The 17,720-nt window shown below is 73.0% G+C and carries 17 protein-coding genes; 7 read left to right on the top strand and 10 right to left on the bottom strand.

Annotation, left to right across the window (positions count from 1 at the left end):
* The first annotated feature begins 2 nt into the window (after positions 1-2).
* Positions 3-1,013: an LLM class flavin-dependent oxidoreductase gene (locus tag ABT070_RS15680; protein WP_351760122.1), complete on the top strand. Its 1,011-nt coding sequence runs from the start codon at positions 3-5 to the stop codon at positions 1,011-1,013.
* 72 nt (positions 1,014-1,085) lie between these two features.
* On the opposite strand, the gene ABT070_RS15675 is transcribed toward ABT070_RS15680, so the two are convergent.
* Positions 1,086-2,342, bottom strand: coding sequence for an amidohydrolase family protein (locus ABT070_RS15675; RefSeq protein ID WP_351760120.1), 1,257 nt, complete (start codon positions 2,340-2,342; stop codon positions 1,086-1,088).
* Between the two features lie 261 nt (positions 2,343-2,603).
* Here ABT070_RS15675 and ABT070_RS15670 point away from each other — a divergent pair, with 261 nt between their 5' ends.
* From ABT070_RS15670 to ABT070_RS15655, 4 genes are all read left to right on the top strand, one after another.
* On the top strand, positions 2,604-4,082 hold the full coding sequence (locus tag ABT070_RS15670) for an aldehyde dehydrogenase family protein (RefSeq protein ID WP_351760118.1): 1,479 nt from the start codon (positions 2,604-2,606) through the stop codon (positions 4,080-4,082).
* Positions 4,083-4,197: 115 nt separating this feature from the next.
* A complete protein-coding gene (locus tag ABT070_RS15665; RefSeq protein ID WP_351760115.1) occupies positions 4,198-5,322 on the top strand; it encodes an acyl-CoA dehydrogenase family protein in 1,125 nt (374 codons plus the stop codon).
* 23 nt (positions 5,323-5,345) lie between these two features.
* The gene (locus ABT070_RS15660) at positions 5,346-6,116 is read left to right on the top strand and encodes an SDR family NAD(P)-dependent oxidoreductase (protein ID WP_351760112.1); all 771 of its coding nucleotides are present in this window, start codon (positions 5,346-5,348) and stop codon (positions 6,114-6,116) included.
* A 7-nt stretch (positions 6,117-6,123) separates the two neighbouring features.
* Complete coding sequence (locus ABT070_RS15655) at positions 6,124-6,903, top strand: SDR family NAD(P)-dependent oxidoreductase (RefSeq protein WP_351760109.1); 780 nt, start codon at positions 6,124-6,126, stop codon at positions 6,901-6,903.
* Positions 6,904-6,974: 71 nt separating this feature from the next.
* Here ABT070_RS15655 and ABT070_RS15650 read toward each other — a convergent pair whose 3' ends face one another.
* The 9 genes from ABT070_RS15650 to mftA all read right to left on the bottom strand — a co-directional run bounded on the left by ABT070_RS15650 (position 6,975) and on the right by mftA (position 14,663).
* Entirely contained in the window at positions 6,975-7,715 is a 741-nt protein-coding gene (locus tag ABT070_RS15650) for a hypothetical protein (RefSeq protein ID WP_351760107.1), read from the bottom strand.
* Between the two features lie 24 nt (positions 7,716-7,739).
* Entirely contained in the window at positions 7,740-8,306 is a 567-nt protein-coding gene (locus ABT070_RS15645) for a flavin reductase family protein (protein ID WP_351760105.1), read from the bottom strand.
* Positions 8,307-8,343: 37 nt separating this feature from the next.
* Positions 8,344-9,525, bottom strand: coding sequence for an acyl-CoA dehydrogenase family protein (locus tag ABT070_RS15640; RefSeq protein WP_351760103.1), 1,182 nt, complete (start codon positions 9,523-9,525; stop codon positions 8,344-8,346).
* 126 nt (positions 9,526-9,651) lie between these two features.
* A complete protein-coding gene (mftF, locus tag ABT070_RS15635) occupies positions 9,652-11,037 on the bottom strand; it encodes a mycofactocin biosynthesis glycosyltransferase MftF (protein ID WP_351760100.1) in 1,386 nt (461 codons plus the stop codon).
* On the bottom strand, positions 11,034-11,774 hold the full coding sequence (mftE, locus tag ABT070_RS15630) for a mycofactocin biosynthesis peptidyl-dipeptidase MftE (RefSeq protein ID WP_351760097.1): 741 nt from the start codon (positions 11,772-11,774) through the stop codon (positions 11,034-11,036). The genes mftF and mftE overlap by 4 nt, the downstream gene beginning before the upstream one ends.
* Positions 11,775-11,791: 17 nt before the next feature.
* Entirely contained in the window at positions 11,792-13,021 is a 1,230-nt protein-coding gene (gene mftD, locus ABT070_RS15625) for a pre-mycofactocin synthase MftD (protein ID WP_351760094.1), read from the bottom strand.
* Positions 13,014-14,216: a mycofactocin radical SAM maturase gene (gene mftC / locus ABT070_RS15620; RefSeq protein WP_351760091.1), complete on the bottom strand. Its 1,203-nt coding sequence runs from the start codon at positions 14,214-14,216 to the stop codon at positions 13,014-13,016. Before mftC ends, mftD begins: the two co-directional genes overlap by 8 nt.
* On the bottom strand, positions 14,213-14,488 hold the full coding sequence (gene mftB, locus ABT070_RS15615; protein ID WP_351760089.1) for a mycofactocin biosynthesis chaperone MftB: 276 nt from the start codon (positions 14,486-14,488) through the stop codon (positions 14,213-14,215). The genes mftC and mftB overlap by 4 nt, the downstream gene beginning before the upstream one ends.
* A gap of 10 nt (positions 14,489-14,498) precedes the next feature.
* Positions 14,499-14,663 carry a mycofactocin precursor MftA gene (mftA, locus tag ABT070_RS15610; RefSeq protein ID WP_351760086.1) on the bottom strand — a complete coding sequence of 55 codons (165 nt, stop codon included), beginning with the start codon at positions 14,661-14,663 and terminating at the stop codon, positions 14,499-14,501.
* A 194-nt stretch (positions 14,664-14,857) separates the two neighbouring features.
* Here mftA and mftG point away from each other — a divergent pair, with 194 nt between their 5' ends.
* Together mftG and ABT070_RS15600 are read left to right on the top strand one after the other, a co-directional pair.
* On the top strand, positions 14,858-16,438 hold the full coding sequence (mftG, locus tag ABT070_RS15605; RefSeq protein WP_351760083.1) for a mycofactocin dehydrogenase MftG: 1,581 nt from the start codon (positions 14,858-14,860) through the stop codon (positions 16,436-16,438).
* A 91-nt stretch (positions 16,439-16,529) separates the two neighbouring features.
* Positions 16,530-17,720: an enoyl-CoA hydratase/isomerase family protein gene (locus ABT070_RS15600; protein ID WP_351760081.1), complete on the top strand. Its 1,191-nt coding sequence runs from the start codon at positions 16,530-16,532 to the stop codon at positions 17,718-17,720.

Here is a 17,720-nt window from a genome sequence, read left to right as displayed (position 1 = left end):
TCATGCGGTTCGGCATGCCCTGGCCCGGCCGGGACGTCGGACGGGAGGCGGAGCAGGCCGGCGTCGGCGCCTTCTGCGCCGGGGAGTTCGCCGGCCACGACGCCTACCTCACCGTGGCCGACATCGTGGCGAACACCGAACGCGCCCTGGCGGGCCCCGCCATCGCCTACGCGTTCGCCCGCACCCCCTACGCGCACGCCACCGCCCTGCGCCAGCTGCACGCCCTGGCACCGGGCCGGCTGTTCGTCGGCCTGGGCAGCGCGGCGTTCCGGATCAACCGGGACTGGCTGGGCGTGCCCGCCGAGCGTCCGGTGGCCCGGATCGCCGAGACCGTGGGCGCCGTGCGGGCCTGGCTGCACGCGGAGAACGGCGACCGGGTCCGCTACGCCGGCGAGTTCTACGCGCTCGACGCCGACGTCCGCGCTCCGGTGCTCGGCAGGCTGGACATCCCCGTCCTGCTCGCCGCGTTCAACACCCGTATGGCCGCCACCGCCGGCCGGGTCGCCGACGGTGTCGTCGGGCACGGGCTGTTCACCGGCTCCTGGTGGAACGAGGTCGTACGCCCCTCGGTCGCAGACGGCGCGAGCGCAGGGGACCGGGCCGGCGCGCGTCCGCTCGAACACGGCTGGATCATCACGGCGGTCGACGACACGGCACCCGAACGCGCCGTCGCCGACGCCCGTCGGATGATCGCCTTCTATCTCACCGTCAGGACGTACGACCCGTACGTCGCCCACCACGGCTGGGAGGAGCCCGTCGCCCGGATCCGGGCGGCGTTCCGGGTCGGTGACACCGACGAGATGGCCCGGGCGGTCACCGACGAGATGCTCACCGGGATCGCCGTCTGCGGGACGACGGCCGACGCCGAGGACGCCCTCGCGCGCCGCGCCGGTTCGCTCCCCCGCGACATCGGCTACTTCGCACCGCCGAGTTTCCTGGTGAGCCCCAGGCGCCGGGCGGCCTACGCCCGGGCCGCCCTGGCCCTGGTCGACGCCGTACCCGACCCGGTCTGACGCCGGGCGGAGCGCCGGTCCCGGGCGGTCACGCCCGGGACCACCCGGGACCGGCGCACGGCCCGGGCGCGGTCAGGCACCCTCGGTGACGGGGGCGAGCTTCTCGCTGGTGTCGAAGTGCACGACGCCGGCGAGGGTGCCGCCCAGGATGGCCGCGCGGTCCTCGTCCGAGACGGAGTCGTCGAAGTTGTCCGCGATGCACTCGGCGCTGCTGCGGAACGTCCCCTCGGCATGGGGGTAGTCGTTGCCCCACATGACCGTCGACACCCCGGTGATGTGGCGGGCCTTGACGGCGGTCGGGTCGTCCGCGAACTGGACGTGGATCTGGCGCCGGATGTACTCGCTGGGCTTGAGGGGGTAGGGCCACTTGCCGTTGATGGTGAACAGCCGCCCCATGGCCGACTGCTCCTTCGGCGAGCGGCTGTCGTCCCAGAAGCCGAGCCACCAGTCCGGGTCCTGGCCGATGCCGGTCCGGAAGGACTTGTCCATGAAGCCCATGTAGGAGACCAGCCAGCCGGCGCTGAACTCGATCAGGTTGAAGTGGAGCGTGGGGAACCGCTCGCAGACGCCGCCGCCGACGAGGTCGGCGATGATGCGCTGCGGGCTGGAGAACCCGGCCGCGGAGTTCTGGAGGCGGCCCGACACCATGTCGTCGGTCAGCTGGCCCTTGCCCATGTTGACGGCCGTCATCATGCTCCGGACGGTGAGCGCCGTCTCCGAGGTGCTCTCCTTCGTCTTCACCCCGCCCGTGGCGACGTGGATGAACACCGGCATCCCGTGCGCCTGGGCGGCCGCCCACAACGGGTCGTAACTCCGCGACGCGTACGGCACGGGCGGGGTCTCCGGGATCAGGATCGCTCCGAGCCCGAGGCGCGCGCACCGCTCGATCTCGGCGACGGCCTCGGGGATGTCCGTGACCGGGATCGCCGCCGTCGGGCGCAGCCGCTTCCTGTACTGCAGGAACCGCTCGGCGATGTAGTCGTTCCACACGCGTGCGTGCGCCATCGACAGTTCGTGGTCGTCGGTGAACAGCACGAACAGCGACAGGTTGGGGAACATCACCGAGGCGTCGACGCCGTCGAGGTCCATGTCCCGGATGATGTGCTGCGGCTCGCCGTCCGGGGTCTGCCCGCCGAACTGCCGGTACTTGGAGATGGTCCAGCCGTCGTAGCCGATGGTGTGCAGCTTCTTGAACTCGGTGTGCCCGCCCTCGACGATCGGCTCGTCGAGCGTGAATTCCTCTTCCCACAGGGCCCGTTCCCTGAGGTGTTCGGGCAGCCGGGTCTTGAAGAGATCGACCGGCTCGATGATGTGCGAATCACCGGACACGACAAATTCCTTGAACACAGGCGGTACCTCTTTCGAACCTCGTCGTTCGTTGCAGAACCCACCCCGCGGATGGTGCCGAAGTTAGCTGTACCGACCGGTCCAGTCAATGATTCAGCATACGGAATCATCGTTCGGCCGAGGCATCGAAAGCTGACAGAGCGCTGACACAAAGCCGCCGATGCCAAGCTCTTCTGCGGCCGCCATAATTCAGTACACTTAAATGGACGCGCATGGCGTCCGTGGGCGATCAGGAGACGGCACATGGCGACGGCTTACTCGTTCTCTTCGCAGCTCTACATCGACGGGCGCCGGACCGACGGCCGTTCGGACACCCCGGTGCCCGTCCGCAATCCGGCGACGGAGGAGACGGTCGCGGAGGTCCCGGACTCGTCGCCCGCGGACGTACGCCAGGCCGTCGAAGCGGCCCGGCGCGCCTTCGACGAGGGACCCTGGCCGCGTATGAGGCCCGCGCAACGGGCCGCCGTCCTGCTGCGCATGGCCGACGAGATGGAGCGCAGGCTGCCCGAACTCGTGGCCGTCAACATGGCCGAGGCGGGCTCGGTCCGCGCACTGGCCGAGACTCTGCAGACCCGGGTCCCGGTGGCGCATCTGCGCGACATGGCCGAGCGGGTGATCCCGGCCTTCGGCTGGGAGCGCCCGATGGACGCGACGATCGCGCCCGGCGTCGGCATCTCCCAAGGCGTGCTGCGCCGCGAGGCGTTCGGCGTCTGCGCCCTGATCTCCGCCTACAACTTCCCTTTCTTCCTCAGCATGATGAAGGTGATCCCGGCGCTCGCGGCGGGCTGCACCGCCGTCCTCAAACCGGCGCCCGCCACTCCCCTGGAGTCCCTGCTGATCGGCGACTTCGCGGACGCCGCGGGGCTGCCGCCGGGCGTGCTGAACATCGTCACCGGTGATGCCGAGGCCGGCCGTGTGCTGACCACTCATCCCATGGTGGACCTCGTCAGCTTCACCGGGTCCGACACCGTCGGACGCATGGTCCACGCCCAGGCCGCCGCCTCCCTGAAGAAGGTCGTCCTCGAACTCGGCGGCAAGTCGGCGAGCCTCGTCCGTGCCGACGGCGACCTCGACGGCGCGGTCCGCTCCGCGTTCTCCGGCATCACCACCCATGCCGGGCAGGGCTGTTCCCTGCTGACCCGCACGCTCGTGCACGAGTCCGTCCACGACGAGTTCGTCGCCCGGCTGACCGCCGCCCTCACCCGGGTCAGGGTCGGCGATCCGGCCGACCCGGCCACCACCATGGGCCCGCTGATCAGCGAAGCGCAGCGGGACAAGGTCGAGAAGCTGATCCGGGTCGGCGAGGAGGAGGGAGCGCGCCTCGTCCACGGCGGCGGGCGTCCGGCCGGCCTCGACCGGGGCCACTTCGTCGAACCGACCCTCTTCGCCGACGTCCACAACGGCATGACCATCGCGCGCACGGAGTTCTTCGGACCGGTCGGCGTCGTCATCCCGTTCGCCACGGACGAGGAGGCGGTGCGGATCGCGAACGACAGCCCCTACGGCCTCGCGGCCGCCGTCTGGAGCGCCGACACCGTGGCCGCGTACGAGCTCGCGTCCCGCATCAGGGCGGGCGGTGTGACGATCAACGGCGGCAGCGCCGGGGTGAATCCGCGAGCCGCGTTCGGCGGCTACAAACAGAGCGGACTCGGCCGGGAGTGGGGCGAGTTCGGCCTGGACGAGTACCTCCAGACCAAGACCGTCAGCTGGGCCGCCCGCTGAGCGACCGACGATCGGCAGAGATTAAGGGCACTTAACTCGAGGAGAGATGGATGGACTACCTGATGAATCGACTGAACAGCTCGACCGCGAGGGCAGTAGAGGATACCTTGTTCTGATGGACTTCGAGTTCAGCGAGGAGCAGGACATGCTGCGCGCGGCCTCGCGCGAGCTGCTGTCGGACCGGGCCCCGATGGAGCACGTCCGGGCCTGGGCGGATCGCGACGAGGACGTCGATCCCGAGGTGTGGCGGCTGACGGCCGGTCTCGGCTGGCCCGGTCTGGGCCTGCCCGAGGAGTACGGCGGCGCCGGCCAGGGCCTGGTGGAACTCGCCCTCGTCGCGAGTGAGACGGGGCGCGCGCTCGGGCGGGGCCCGTTCGCGCCCACCGCGATCGTCGGCCGGGCGCTGGCCGCCGCGGGGCCGCCCGAGCTGCGGGCCGAGGTCCTGCCCGCGCTCGCCGCGGGAGCGGGCTGGGCCACCTGGGCCTTCGCCGAACCGCGTGCCCCCTGGTCCCTCGACGGGGTCCGCGCCACCGCCCGCCCCGACCGGCACGGATACGTCCTCGACGGCGTCAAGACGGCGGTGCAGGACGCGGGCGGCGCCCGCTGGCTCCTCGTCACCGCACGCCAGGACGGGGCCCCTGCGTCGTTCCTGGTCGACCGGGCGGCTCCCGGCGTCGCCGTCCGACGGCAGCGGACCCTGGACCTGACCCGCTCGTTCCACGAGATCCGGCTCGAGGGGGTGCGCGTACCGCACGGACGCCGCCTGACCGGCGGGCCCGAGGAGATGCAGCGGCTGCTCGACGAGGCCTCGGTGCTGCGGTGCGCCGACGCGCTCGGGGTGATGGAGCGGATGCTGGAGCTCACCGTCGAACACACCAGGAGCCGCGTGCAGTTCGGCCGGCCGATCGGATCGTTCCAGGCCGTCAAGCACGCGTGCGCCGACATGGCGCTGTTGGTGCACGGCACCCGCGCCGCCACGTACTGGGCGGCGATGGCCGCCGACGCGGGCGCCGACGACACCGCCCGAGCGGCCTGCGCCGCCGCCTCGTACACCGCCTCCGGGACCGGCGAGGTCGCGGCCCGGGCACTCCAGCTGCACGGCGGCATCGGCTTCACCTGGGAGCACGACCTGCACCTGCACCTGCGCCGCGCCAGGGCCGACAGCGTGCTGTACGGCGACGCCGCCGTGCACCGCGAGCGGCTGTGCGCCCTCCTGGGGCGGTCGCCCGCGTCCGCCTGAGCCGACGATCCGAAAGGTTCCCGATGGAGATCAAGGGCAAGAAGGCCGTGGTGTTCGGCGGCGCGTCCGGCATGGGCCGGGCCACCGCCGAGCTGCTCGCGGCCCGCGGCGCCGACGTCGCCGTGCTCGACCGCCCCGCTTCGGCGGGCGAGGAGGTCGCCGCCGCGCTCGGCGGGAGCTTCCACCCGGTCGACGTGACCGACTTCGAGGCGACCGGGGACGCGCTGGACGCCGCGGTGACGGCCCTCGGCGCACTGCATGTGTCGGTGACCACCGCCGGCGGCGGCAGCGTGCGGCGCACCCTCGGCAAGGACGGTCCGCACGACCTGGAGACCTTCCGCCGGGTGCTCGACCTGAACACCGTCGCCACCTTCAACATCAGCCGGCTGGCCGCCGCGCACATGAGCCGCAACGACCCCGAGGGCCCCGAGACCACCGGCGAACGCGGCGTCATCGTCAACACGTCGTCGATCGCCGCGTTCGAGGGGCAGGTCGGGCAGGTCGCCTACTCGGCCGCCAAGGCGGCGATCGCCGCGATGAGCCTCACCATGGCCCGCGACCTCGGCTCGCTCGGCATCCGCGTCGTCGCCATCGCGCCCAGCCTGTTCGAGACCGGCGCCACCGAGCGGATCCCCGCCGAGACGCGGGCCGCGCTGGTGAAGGACGCCGCTTTCCCCCGCCGCCTGGGCCGCCCCGAGGAGTACGCCAAGCTCGCCCTGGCGATCGTCGACAACCCCATGCTGAACGGCCAGTGCCTGCGTCTGGACGCGGGCCAGCGGTTCGGCCCGAAGTGAGGTTCTGATGCCGGACAACCAGGTTCTGACGCCGCAGGACGCAGTACACCAGGGCAAGGTGGCCCTCGTCACGGGAGGCGGCCGGGGCTTCGGCAAGGCGTTCGGCGAGGCGCTGTCGGCCCTGGGCGCGCAGGTCGTGCTCGCCGACATCGACGGCGCCGCCGCGGCCGGGGCGGCGGCGGAACTCACCGCGCGGGGCGGCCGGGTGACGGGAGTCGCCTGCGACGTGGCCGACGAGGAGCGGGTCGGCGCGGTCGTGCGCGAGATCGCCGAACGCCACGGCGGACTCGACATCCTGGTCAACAACGCCGGCCTGCACGCCGCCTACAACAGGCCGTTCACCGAGCTGGGCCTCGCCAGGGTACGGCGGGTGCTCGACGTCAACGTCATGGGCGTCGTCATCTGCTCACTCGCCGCCCGCGAGGCGATGAAGGGCCGGACCGGCGCCTCCATCGTCAACATCTCGTCGTCGGCGGCCTACGCGAACCGCAGCGTCTACGGCGTGTCCAAACTGGCCGTCCGGGGCCTGACGGTGTCCTTCGCGCGCGAGTTCGCCGCCGACGGCATCAGGGTCAACGCGATCGCGCCGGGCCTCGTCCTCACCGACACGGTGCGGGCCCAGCTGTCCCCCGCCGAGACGGAGCGTGTCATCGGGGAGCAGATCCTCCAACGGGCGGGCCGGGAGGAGGACATCGTCGAGGCGCTGCTCCATCTCGTCTCGTCCAAGGCGTCGTTCGTCACCGGGGAGACGCTGCGCGTGACGGGCGGGTTCGCCCTCTCGGTCTGACGTCGGCACGACGCCCGAGGCCGTGCCCCGCGATGTGGATCGCGGGGCACGGCCTCCGTGCTGCGGCTGTCCTACACGGTCACCGGTTCGGCCTCCGGCTTCCCGGCCGGCTCCTTCTCCTCGGACGTGATCGCCTTCAGCAGCACGTACGGCGTGGCGATCTTCCAGAAGACGTACGCGATCGAGGGGAGCAGGTACGCGAGAAGTCCGTCCCAGGCGAGCGGTCCGGTCCGGTTGAGGAAGACGAAGGCGCCCGGGACGAGCAGCACCCCCAGCGCCATGCTGAGCCAGCCGTACCAGCGCGGGAAGACCGGCTTCTCCCGGGTGTGGTCGATGAACGCGGCGTATCCGATCGACCAGACCTGGAGGACGAAGACGCAGGCGTTGCCCACGAACATGAGCCAGAAGGTGTCGGTCATCGCGGACAGGACGTCGGCGGAGTGGATCTCCGGTCGGTAGGCCGCGGCGGCGAGGATCGCGAGCGGGAAGAAGAACCCGGCCGGGGCCATGATGCCCGTGGTGAGCTGGATCATGGACAGCATCCCCCAGCCGCCCTCGACCCGGCGCAGCTGCATGCTCGTCACGATGACGTACGGGTACTCGAACGGGATGAGCAGAACCATCAGGGAGACACAGGTGAGGATCCCCGTGCGATGGTCCTTGAGGAAGGCGACGATGTCCTCGGGGTTCTCCGTGGGGCTCATGGGCGGGGTGAGACCGCCCACGGCGAACGCGGCGAAGAATCCCACGAAGAGGACGACTCCGCACCACGCCGACACTCTTTGCAGTCTTATGTAGAGGTCCTTCTTCATCTGCGGCTCCTTTTTCGCTCGCTGCTACCGACCGATCTCGTCCCAGCCGACGAGCCTGTCGAGCAGCAGCGCCGCGCTCGACAGGTAGTCGCCGTAACCGCCCCGGAAGAACAGCAGCGGGGTTTTCATCGACTCGACGCGCAGGTCGTGGACCCGCCCGACGACCAACAAGTGATCACCGATCTCGACGACCTGCTCCACCGTGCAGTCGACCCACGCGACGATTCCGTCCAGGACGGGACTGCCCAGCGCCGACGGCCGCCAGCTCGTGTCCTCGAACCGCTGCCGGGCCGGGCCGGCCGCCAGCTTGCGGGACAGCCGTTCCTGGTCGCCCGCGAGCGCGTTGGCGCAGAAGCGGCCCGCGGTCCTGATCGTCCCCAGGGTCGTGGAGGAGCGGTCGACCAGGAAGGACACCAGGGGCGGAGCCAGGGACACGGACGTGAAGGTGCCGACGATCATCCCGTGCGGCCGGCCTTCGGCGTCCGTGGTGGTGATCGCGACCACGCTGGTGGGGAAGTTGCCCAGGACGTCACGGAACCGGCGCCCGTCGATCGCGTCCGTCGTCCGGGGACGCGTCACGCCGTCGCTCATACGGCCTCCTTGCCTGTTCGGTCTCACCGGGGCCGCGTCAGATCAGGATGCGCATCGCCTCGGGCAGCTCGAGTCCCATCTGGGCCAGGGCGTTCGCGTGGTACGCCGAGCCGGGCACATGGATCATGTGCTGGAGCCCGACGTGCGCGTCCCGCCAGAACCGCTGGATCGGGTTGCCCCGCCGGATCGCGTTCCCGCCGGACCGCGCGAAGATCTCGTCCAGGGCGGAGACGGCCCGCCAGGCGCAACGGACCTGGTTGCGCCGTACGTTCGCCCGGTCCTCCAGGGTGATCGGCCGGCCGGCCTCGACCTGGTCGTACAACCGGCTGATGCCGTCGATGAGTTGCACCCGCGAGGCGGCGATCTCCGCCGCGGCCTCCCCGGCGGCGTAGAGGACGTACGGGTCGTCGCGCACCTGGACGCCGGTGACGGCGACCCGTTCGCGCTGCTGGGCCAGGTGGACCGCGAGCGCGCCCTCGCAGATGCCGATGACCGCCGCGGTGATCCCGAGCGGGAACATCGAGCTGAAGGGCAGCTTGTACAGGGTGTCGGTCAGTCCGACCGCCTCGGCGGCGGCCCCGTCCTGGACCGCCTCCTGCCTGATGACGCGGTGTTCGGGAACGAACGCCTTGTCGACGACGACGTCCTTGCTGCCGGTGCCCGACAGTCCGATCACGTCCCAGGTGCCGTCGACGATCTCGTAGTCCGGGCGGGGCAGCACGACGTGCAGCACCGTGATGGGCCCGGCCGGCCTGCCCTTGCCGTCCCCGAGGAGCGCGCCGAGGAAGTCCCAGCCGCAGTGGTCGCTGCCCGAGGAGAACGGCCACCGCCCGCTGAGGACGTAGCCCCCGTCCACCGGCTCGGCGATGCCGTTGGGCATGTAGGGCGAGGCGATCCAGGTGTCCGGGTCCTCGTCCCACACCTCGTGGGCGAGCCGCGGGTCCATCTGCGCCAGCTCCCACGGGTGGACCCCGACGACGCCGCACACCCAGCCGGCGGCCCCGTCGTGCCGGGCGACGGCCATCACCGCTTCGGCGAAGTCCCGGGGATGGGCGCCGAATCCACCGAACTCCTTGGGCTGCAGGAGCCGTATGACCCCCGCGGAACGGAGCAGTTCGACGGTCCGCTCGCTCAGTTTGCCGAGTGACTCGTTCTCGTCGGCGAGTGCTGCCAGTTCGGCGCCCAGCTCCTCGACACGACCGATCACTTCATGCGTCACGCCGCACACCTCCTGGTGGCTGATCCTTCGCGTGTGCCGCGCGTCGCCGGCGGCTGGACGGCCCCAGTGTCGGCGCCGGGAAGGGGCACCCGCTGCGCGCTTTCCGCTGACCGGGACTGAGCCGTGTCAGCGGATGACGCGGGGCCGCAGCGCGGCGGTGGAACGGCCCTTCAGGGCCGAGAACCACACTCCGGCCCCGTAGGCGAGGTCGTCGAGGCGGCGGGCGAGGCCGTAGCGGAGCGGGTCGAGAGGAGTGCCGTCGCGCCGGTACTCAAGAGCGATATCGGCCAGAGCGGCGACCGCGGCGGCCCTGCGCAGCCGGCGGGAGACCGTACAGCCGACGGCCGTCAGCGGCCACCAGTGGCGGGTCAGCAGCGCGGAGCTCTGCGCCAGGGTGCCGAGCGCGCCGTCGGCGGTGAGCCCCGCGGCCAGCCGGTACGGGTGCTGGGTGCCGTCGAGTCTGCGGGCGATGCGCAGGGTGACGACGCCGAGGACCGCCCCCGCGGCCGGCAGCGACCAGCGCCGCTGGACGAGCAGCGCGGCGGCGAACGCCGCGCTCCAGGGGGCGAACACGGCGGGTGCGATGTACGCGGGGTGGCGCCGGGCGAGCGGCTGCGCGCCGGTTCCGTACACGGCCTTGCGCAGGAGCCAGTCCCCCACGCGTACGCGATGTTCGTGGGCGGCCCGGACCGCGGGTTCGTACCGTACGCGGCGGCCGGCCGCGATCAGCCGCCAGCACAGGTCGACGTCCTCCCCGACCCGCAGCCGCTCGTCGAAGCCCTCCGCCAGCGCGTCGACCCGTGCCACGAGGCAGGCCGAGGACGCCCAGGAGACGGGGGTGCCGGGGCGGACCGGGGCCGGGTGGGCGCCGAGGTCCAGCGAGGACCGGGCGTTCTCGTACCGTTCGATCCAGGTCGTGGCGGGGGCCGGCAGGCCGGTGATGCGGGGCACGGCCAGGGCGACCAGGGGGTCGGCGAAGTGCCTCAGCAGGGTGGGCACGGTCTCGGGGTCCAGCACGATGTCGGAGTCGGCGAAGACCACGTACGGGGTCGTGACCAGACGGAGCCCGGCGTTGCGCGCGCCGGCCGGTCCGGTGTTGGCGGCCAGCGCGACGAGCCGGGCGCCGTGGCCGGCGGCGACCGCCGCCACGTCGGCCGGGCGCCGCGAGGCGTCGTCGACGACGATCACCGAGATGTCCGTGCCGATGCTCCGCAGCAGCCGGTCCAGTTGGCGTGGGCGGTCGCGGACCGGTACGACGACCGTGTACCGGGGGTCGGGCGGCTCCGGGAGCGAGTCGGCGACGGGATGGGCCATGCCGGTGTCGAGCAGGCGGTCCACGAGGAGCGCGCTCGCCGCGTCCCGCACGGTGAGCGTCCGGCCGGCGAGCAGCCGCCGGGCCCTCGGGGTCAGCCTCAGCAGCCGGGCCGGGAACCCGCCGAGGAGGGCCCGGCCGCCGTCGAGCACCCGGGTGTGCCGGTCGAGTTCGACCCGGAAGCCGACGGGGAGCGTCACCGGCGTCCGGCCTTCGGGGGTGCCGGGTCGGCGAGGCGGCCCCTGGCGTCGCAGGTCCACGCGGTGATCCGGCGGACCGTCGCGGACACCATCGCCTCCACGGCCCGGCGGCCCTCCTCGGCACGGGCCCCGGCGGGATCGCCCAGCACGCCGGAGGGCGAGACGGCACGGACACCGCGGGCGGTCAGCTCCGGCAGCAGCACGGCCAGGGGGCGGGTGTCACCGGCGACGGCGACGTCGAGCCGTACGCGTTCCGGGGCCAGGTGCAGCAGTACGGAGGTCTCCGCGCGGCCGGCGTGCGCGTCGCCGCCCGGCACCTCGCAGCCGGTCCAGGCGGCCTCGTGGCCCTCGGCCCGCAGCAGCGCGAGGGCCGTGTCGAGGGTGGCGGTGTTGCCGCCGTGGCCGTTGACGAAGACGACGCGGCCCGCCCACCGGGACAGCGAACGCACCAGTTCCACGAGGACCACGCGCAGCGCGTCGTGCCCGATCGAGACGGTCCCGGGGAAGTCCGCGTGTTCGCCGCTGGCGCCGTAGCCGAGCGGCGGCGCCACCAGCGGTGGGCCGTGCGGGCCCGGCGCGAGGGCGTCGGCCGTCCGCCGGGCGACGGCGTGGGCGACGACGGTGTCGGTGTCGAGGGGCAGATGCGGTCCGTGCTGCTCGGTGGACCCGACCGGAACCAGGACGAGCGCGCCGGGCGGCACGGCCGGCCAGGCGGTGTCGGCCAGGACTCGCGGCATGGCGTCCCCCGCCATGCTCAGCCGACCGGTGACTCGACGTCGGCCGGGACCGCGGGCGCCGTCGGCGGGCGTCCGCCGCCCAGGGTGAGCGGGAAGCCCGGAGGGATCACCAGGTCCTCGGGCCCCAGTTCGTGGACGGAGGAGTGTCCGAGGCCCAGCACGGCCGAGTCGAGCCCGCCGCGCAGGATGTCCAGCACGTTCTCGACACCGGCCTGTCCGTTCGCGGCGAGGCCCCAGAGACAGGCGCGGCCGATCAGGACGGCACGGGCGCCGAGGGCGAGTGCCTTCGCCACGTCGCCGCCGCGGCGGACGCCGCCGTCGAGGAGCACCTCGATCTCGTCCCCGACGGCTTCGGCGACGGAGGGGAGGACCCGGACGGTGGCGGGGGTGGTGTCCAGGTTGTTGCCGCCGTGGTTGGAGACGGACAGGGCCGTCACCCCGGCGTCCACGGCCCGCTTGGCGTCGTCGACCCGGGTCACGCCCTTGAGGAGCAGCGGTCCGCCCCACTCCTCAGCCAGCCACTTGACGTCCTCCCAGGTCGGGGGCGTGGTCCGCATCCACTCGCCGTAGGCGGCGAAGAAGCCGGGCGCCTCGCCGCCGGGAGCGCGCAGGTTGGGCACGGTGAGGTCGGGGAGCCGGCCGGACCTGGCGTACCGCCACAGCCATCCGGGCCGGGGCAGCACCTCGGGGGCGAACCGCAGCACGGTCCTGAGGTCGAGCTTCTCCGGGACGGCGGGGCTGTTCCAGTCGCGGCCGTGGGAGAAGGACCAGTCGAGGGTGACGACGAGCGCCTTCGCCCCGGCGGCCCTGGCCCGGTCCATGCGCTGTGTCATCGTCTCGCGCGTTCCGCTCCAGTAGAGCTGGAAGAAGAGGTCCGGCTGGGCGTCGGCGACCTCCTCGACGGGCTTGCTCGCGAACGAACTCAGCCCCATGATGACGCCCCGGCTCGCGGCGGCCCGGGCCACGGCCACCTCCCCGTCCGGGTGGACGGCCTGCACTCCGGTCGGCGAGATGAGCACGGGCAGCGCGGTGGGCACGCCCAGCACGGTCGTGGTCAGATCGCGTGCGGCGTGGTGGCCGACGACCCGCGGGGCGAAACCCAGTTCGGCGAAGGCCGCCGGATTGGCGTCGAGGGTACGGCCGCCCTCCGAGCCCGCGACGAGCGCGCCGTACACCGGCCTCGGCAGCCGCTTCCGGGCCCTGCGCTGTGCTTCGGCGACCGTCTCGAACCAGGGGTTCCTAGGCATGTGCCGCGTCCTTTCCGGTCGGCGCCACAGCCGTCCCGGCCAGCGGGTTCTCGTCGCAGAGAGCGACCGGTGGCCGGCGGGTGAGGACGAGCGCCACGGCCTTGCGGGAGTGGTCGCCGGACGGCCTGGGCACCGCGGTCGCGTCCCGGCGGGCCAGCAGCGCCTCACCGTGCCCCTGCACGCACTCGGGGTCGGGGCCGTCCAGCGCGAGCCCGGTGAAGAACTTCGCGGCCATGCAGCCGCCCTTGCAGGTGTCGTAGAAGGCGCAGGAGGCGCAGGCTCCGCCGTGCTGCGGGGTGCGCAGCCGCCGCAGCAGCTCGGAGCCGCGCCATACCTCCCGGAAGCCGCCCGGCCCGGTCACGTTCCCGGCGAGGAACTCCTCGTGGATGGCGAACGGGCAGGCGTACACGTCCCCGACCGGGTCGATCAGACAGACGACGCGTCCGGCGCCGCACAGGTTGAGACCGGGCAACGCCTCGCCGTACGCGGAGAGATGGAAGAACGAGTCGCCCGTCAGGACCTGCTCGCCGTGCGCCGACAGCCAGTCGTACAGCTCGCGTTGCTGCGCGGCCGTCGGATGCAGGTCGTCCCAGACGTCGGCGCCACGTCCGGAGGGCCGCAGCCGGGTCAGGCGCAGTCGGGCGCCGAAGCGGTCGGCCAGTGCCTTGAAGGCGTCCAGCTGCGGGATGTTGTGCCGGGTGCAGACCACGGAGATCTTGAAGTCGCGCATTCCGGCGGCCGCGAGGTTCTCCATCGCCCGCAGCGCCGTCGCGTGCGAACCGGCCCCGCGCACCGCGTCGTTGACGTCGGCGGTCGCGCCGTCGAGCGAGATCTGGACGTCCACGTAGTCGTTGCGGGCGAGCCGCTCGGCGGCCTGGGGAGTGATCCGGACGCCGTTGGTGGAGAACTTCACCCCCACGTGGTGTGCCGTGGCGTAGTCCAGGAGTTCCCAGAAGTCGGCGCGGACGGTGGGCTCGCCGCCGCCGATGTTGACGTAGAAGACCTGCATGGCCTCCAGTTCGTCGATGACGGCCTTGGCCTGCGCGGTGCTCAGCTCACGGGGGTCGCGCCGGCCGGAGCTGGACAGGCAGTGGGTGCAGGACAGGTTGCAGGCGTAGGTGAGTTCCCAGGTGAGGCAGATCGGTGCGTCGAGCCCGTGCTCGAACAGGTCGACCAGCCGGGGCGTGGTGGTCATGAGGTCCTTCCGACGACCATCGACGACCGGACGAGGGCGGCGAGGGCCCGGCCGTAGCGGGGCAGCTCGTCCTCTCCGAGGCCCGCCGCCCGGCAGGCGGCACGGGCCGTGGGCGCGTGGGCGAGGCCCTGGACGACGGCCAGGAGCCGGCGGTCCTTGAGGAACGAGAGTCTGCGGGTGCCGAAGTGGTAGAGCAGCGCGCCGAAGGGTTCGGGCCGCACCGAGACCTGCGGATGCAGGTCCCAGGCGCGGTCGAGGTCCATCCCGGGCATCCGGCGGCGCCTAGTAGACGCCGCACATGCCGTCGATGGAGATCTCCTCCAGGAGATCCTCGGCCTCGATCAGCGCCGGCGGGGCGACGGCCTCGCCGGACTCGGCCTCGCTGACGGCCTGGGTGGCGGCCTCGGTGACGGCCGTTTCGGACAGGGCGGTGCGGAGCTCGTCCATGCGACTCTCCCTGGGCGCCCGCGGCGCCCGGTGTCGGAACTGAAGGGTTCGCGCCGCAACCGCTGAGGTCCGCGCCGCCGGCTCGTCGAACGCGTCCGACGCTAGGTCACCGCGGCGCCCGGTACGCGGGCCGGTCCCGGCCACCGGGACGAGCCGCCGCGCGGGCCGGCCACCGCGATTTCAATCACTTGCCCATGAGAGGGACCGAGCACGGGCACAGCCGGGTACGCCGTCCGGACGTCATCGTGGTGGGCGCCGGCGGCAGCGGCGCCGCCCTCGCGGCACGGCTCGGCGAGGACCCCGGCCGCACCGTGCTGGTGCTGGAGCAGGGGCCGGTGCCGCGTCACCCGTCGGCGTTCGCACCCGGGTTGCTGGACGCGCGGCTCGTCCCCGGCGCACAGCCCGGACACCCGGCCGTCCAGCCGTACGCCGTGCACCTGACTCCGGCCCGTCCGTACACGGTCGTCCGGGGGCGCGGCCTCGGCGGCTCCACCACCGTCAACGGCGGGTACTTCGTCCGCGCCCGGCGGGACGACTTCGCCCGCTGGTCGGCCGTGGGGGGCGCGGCCTGGTCCTACGACCGGGTGCTGCCCCTGCTCCGCGCCCTGGAGACCGACCTCGACCACGGTGCCGGCCCGCTGCACGGCGGTCGCGGGCCGGTGCCCGTGCGCCGCACGGGGCTGAGCCACCCCGCCGCCGCCGCGTTCCGGGCGGCCGCACTCCGGCTGGGCTTTCCCGAGGAGCCCGACAAGAACGCCCAGGACCCGCCGGGATTCGGCCCGGTGCCGTCCAACACCGTCGACGGAGTGCGCGTCAACACCGGCATGAGTTACCTGCTGGACGCGTCCGACCGTCCCCGCCTCCGGGTGGAGGGCGACAGTACGGTCCTCAGGGTCCTGGTCACCCGCGGCCGCGCCACCGGCGTGGAGGTCGAGCGGCACGGCCTGCGCAGGGTGGTCCACGGCGGCGAAGTCGTGCTCTGCGCGGGTGCGTTCCGCTCCCCTCACCTGCTGCGGCTGTCGGGGATCGGGCCGCGTCGCGACCTGGAGGCCCTGGGTGTCCCCGTCGTCCGGGACGCTCCCGCCGTCGGGGCCCGCTTCGGCGACCATCCCCAGGTGGCCCTGGAGTGGACGCCGCGACGACCGCTGCCGACCCCCTCCGGCTCCTGGCTCGGCGGGGCCCTGCACCTGTCGTCGACGGACGGGGACCACCCGGGCGACCTGGAGATACTCCAGTCCCTCGTGCCCATGGCCGGGCTCATCGGCGGACGGGTGCCCGTTCCCGGTCCCGACGCGCCCCTCGCCTTCCTCGTCTCCGTCCAGACCCCGCGGCTCAGCGGCCGCATGCGGACGCTGTCCGCCGACCCCACGACACCTCCGCGCCTCGACTACGGCTATCTGTCGACGGCGCCGGACCGGCGGCGCATGCGCGAAGCGGTCCGTGCGACGGCGGAGCTGGCCGCCACGCCCGCCTTCGGCGAGGTCGGCGACGGGCTCGTGGAACCGGGGGCGCGGGTGCTGGACGACGACCGCCTGCTCGACCGGTGGATCCTTGGGCACCTCGGCACGTCCCAGCACACGTGCGGCACGGTTCCCCTGGGCCCGGCCGACGATCCCCGGGCGGCCGTCGACCCCTACGGGCGGGTGCACGGCGTCGACGGTCTGCGGGTCGCGGACACATCGATCCTGCCCACGCCCCCGCTGCGGGGCCCGGCGGCCACCGCCGTCCTCGTCGGCGAACTCGTCGCCGACGCCATGCGGCGCGGCCTGACGTGAGCCGGGCGGGGACCGCGCGGAACGTCGTCGCACGAAACGCCGTCGCACGGAACGCCGTCGCACAGCTCACCGGGGCCCTCGGACCGGGCCGATGAGCCCGACGCGCGGCGCCGACCCGACGTACGGCGACGAGGGACTGATGCTCCGTTCCGACGGACGGGTGGGGAACGCCGTCGTGCGGTGCCTGGTTCTCGACGACTGGCACGACGTGGACGCCGGCCGGGTCGAGGCCGAGGCCGCCCGGCTGGCCGACTCCCTGCCGCTGACCTTCGGCATCGCGACCCGGCAGCCGCCGGACCGGCTACGGCCGCTGCTGGAGGCGGCGACACTGACCCTGGCGGCGCCCCAGGTCGACGCCGGGGCACGGGAGTTGGTGACCGTGGACGATCCGCTGGTCTCGTTCCACGAACTCGCCCGTCTCGTCGGACATCGCCCGCGGGCGAGCCTGGCGCTGGGACAGTTGCTGCGGCAGACGCCACACCTCGGCACCCTGCAGGGCCTGGCGGCCGAGGCGACGGCCTACTCGATGCTGCTCGGCGGGACGGAGTTCGCCTCCTGGCTGGCCGGCCGCGGTGCACGCGGAGCCGCTCCGGACGAGGGCCCGCTGGTCCGCGTCCGGCGGGAGGACGACCGGCTGACCGTCCTGCTCGACCGGCCGCACCGGCGCAACGCGTTCAGCTTCCGGATGCGCGAGGAACTGTTCGAGGCCCTGGAACTCGCCCTTCTCGACGACACCGTCGAGCGGGTCGAGCTGGCCGGCGCCGGGCCGGTGTTCTCCAGCGGCGGCGACCTGTCGGAGTTCGGTACGGCCACGGACCTCGTCGCGGCCTGCCTGGTACGGCTGGACCGGGCGCCCTGGCGGCTGATCGACCGGATGCGGGACCGGGTGACGGTCCGGGTGCAGGGCGCGGCGGTGGGCGCGGGCGTGGAGCTGGCGGCCTTCGCCGGACGTCTGGTCTGCGCACCGGGGGCGTTCTTCCGGCTGCCCGAGGTCGCGATGGGGCTGGTGCCCGGGGCGGGCGGCACGGTGAGCGTGCCGCGGCGGATCGGCCGGTGGCGGGCGGCGTGGCTGATGCTGGGCGGCGCCCGACTCGACGCCGTCACCGCCCGGCGATGGGGGCTGGTCGACGAGATCGCCGGGTTCGACGAGGTCGGCGGGTTCGATGACGTCGGTGAGGTCGGCGGATCCGACGGGTTCGGCAGGTTCGACGAGGTCAGCGAGGACGAAGAGGTCGAAGGCGGCCGTCAGCGGTGCGAGCGAGCGATGAACGATGAGCCATGA

This window comes from Streptomyces sp. NPDC002884, from assembly GCF_040295245.1.
In the GTDB taxonomy this organism is placed as follows: Bacteria; Actinomycetota; Actinomycetes; order Streptomycetales; family Streptomycetaceae; genus Streptomyces.
Note: the sequence above shows the minus strand (reverse complement) of the source record. Positions and strands in the feature narration are given on the sequence as shown.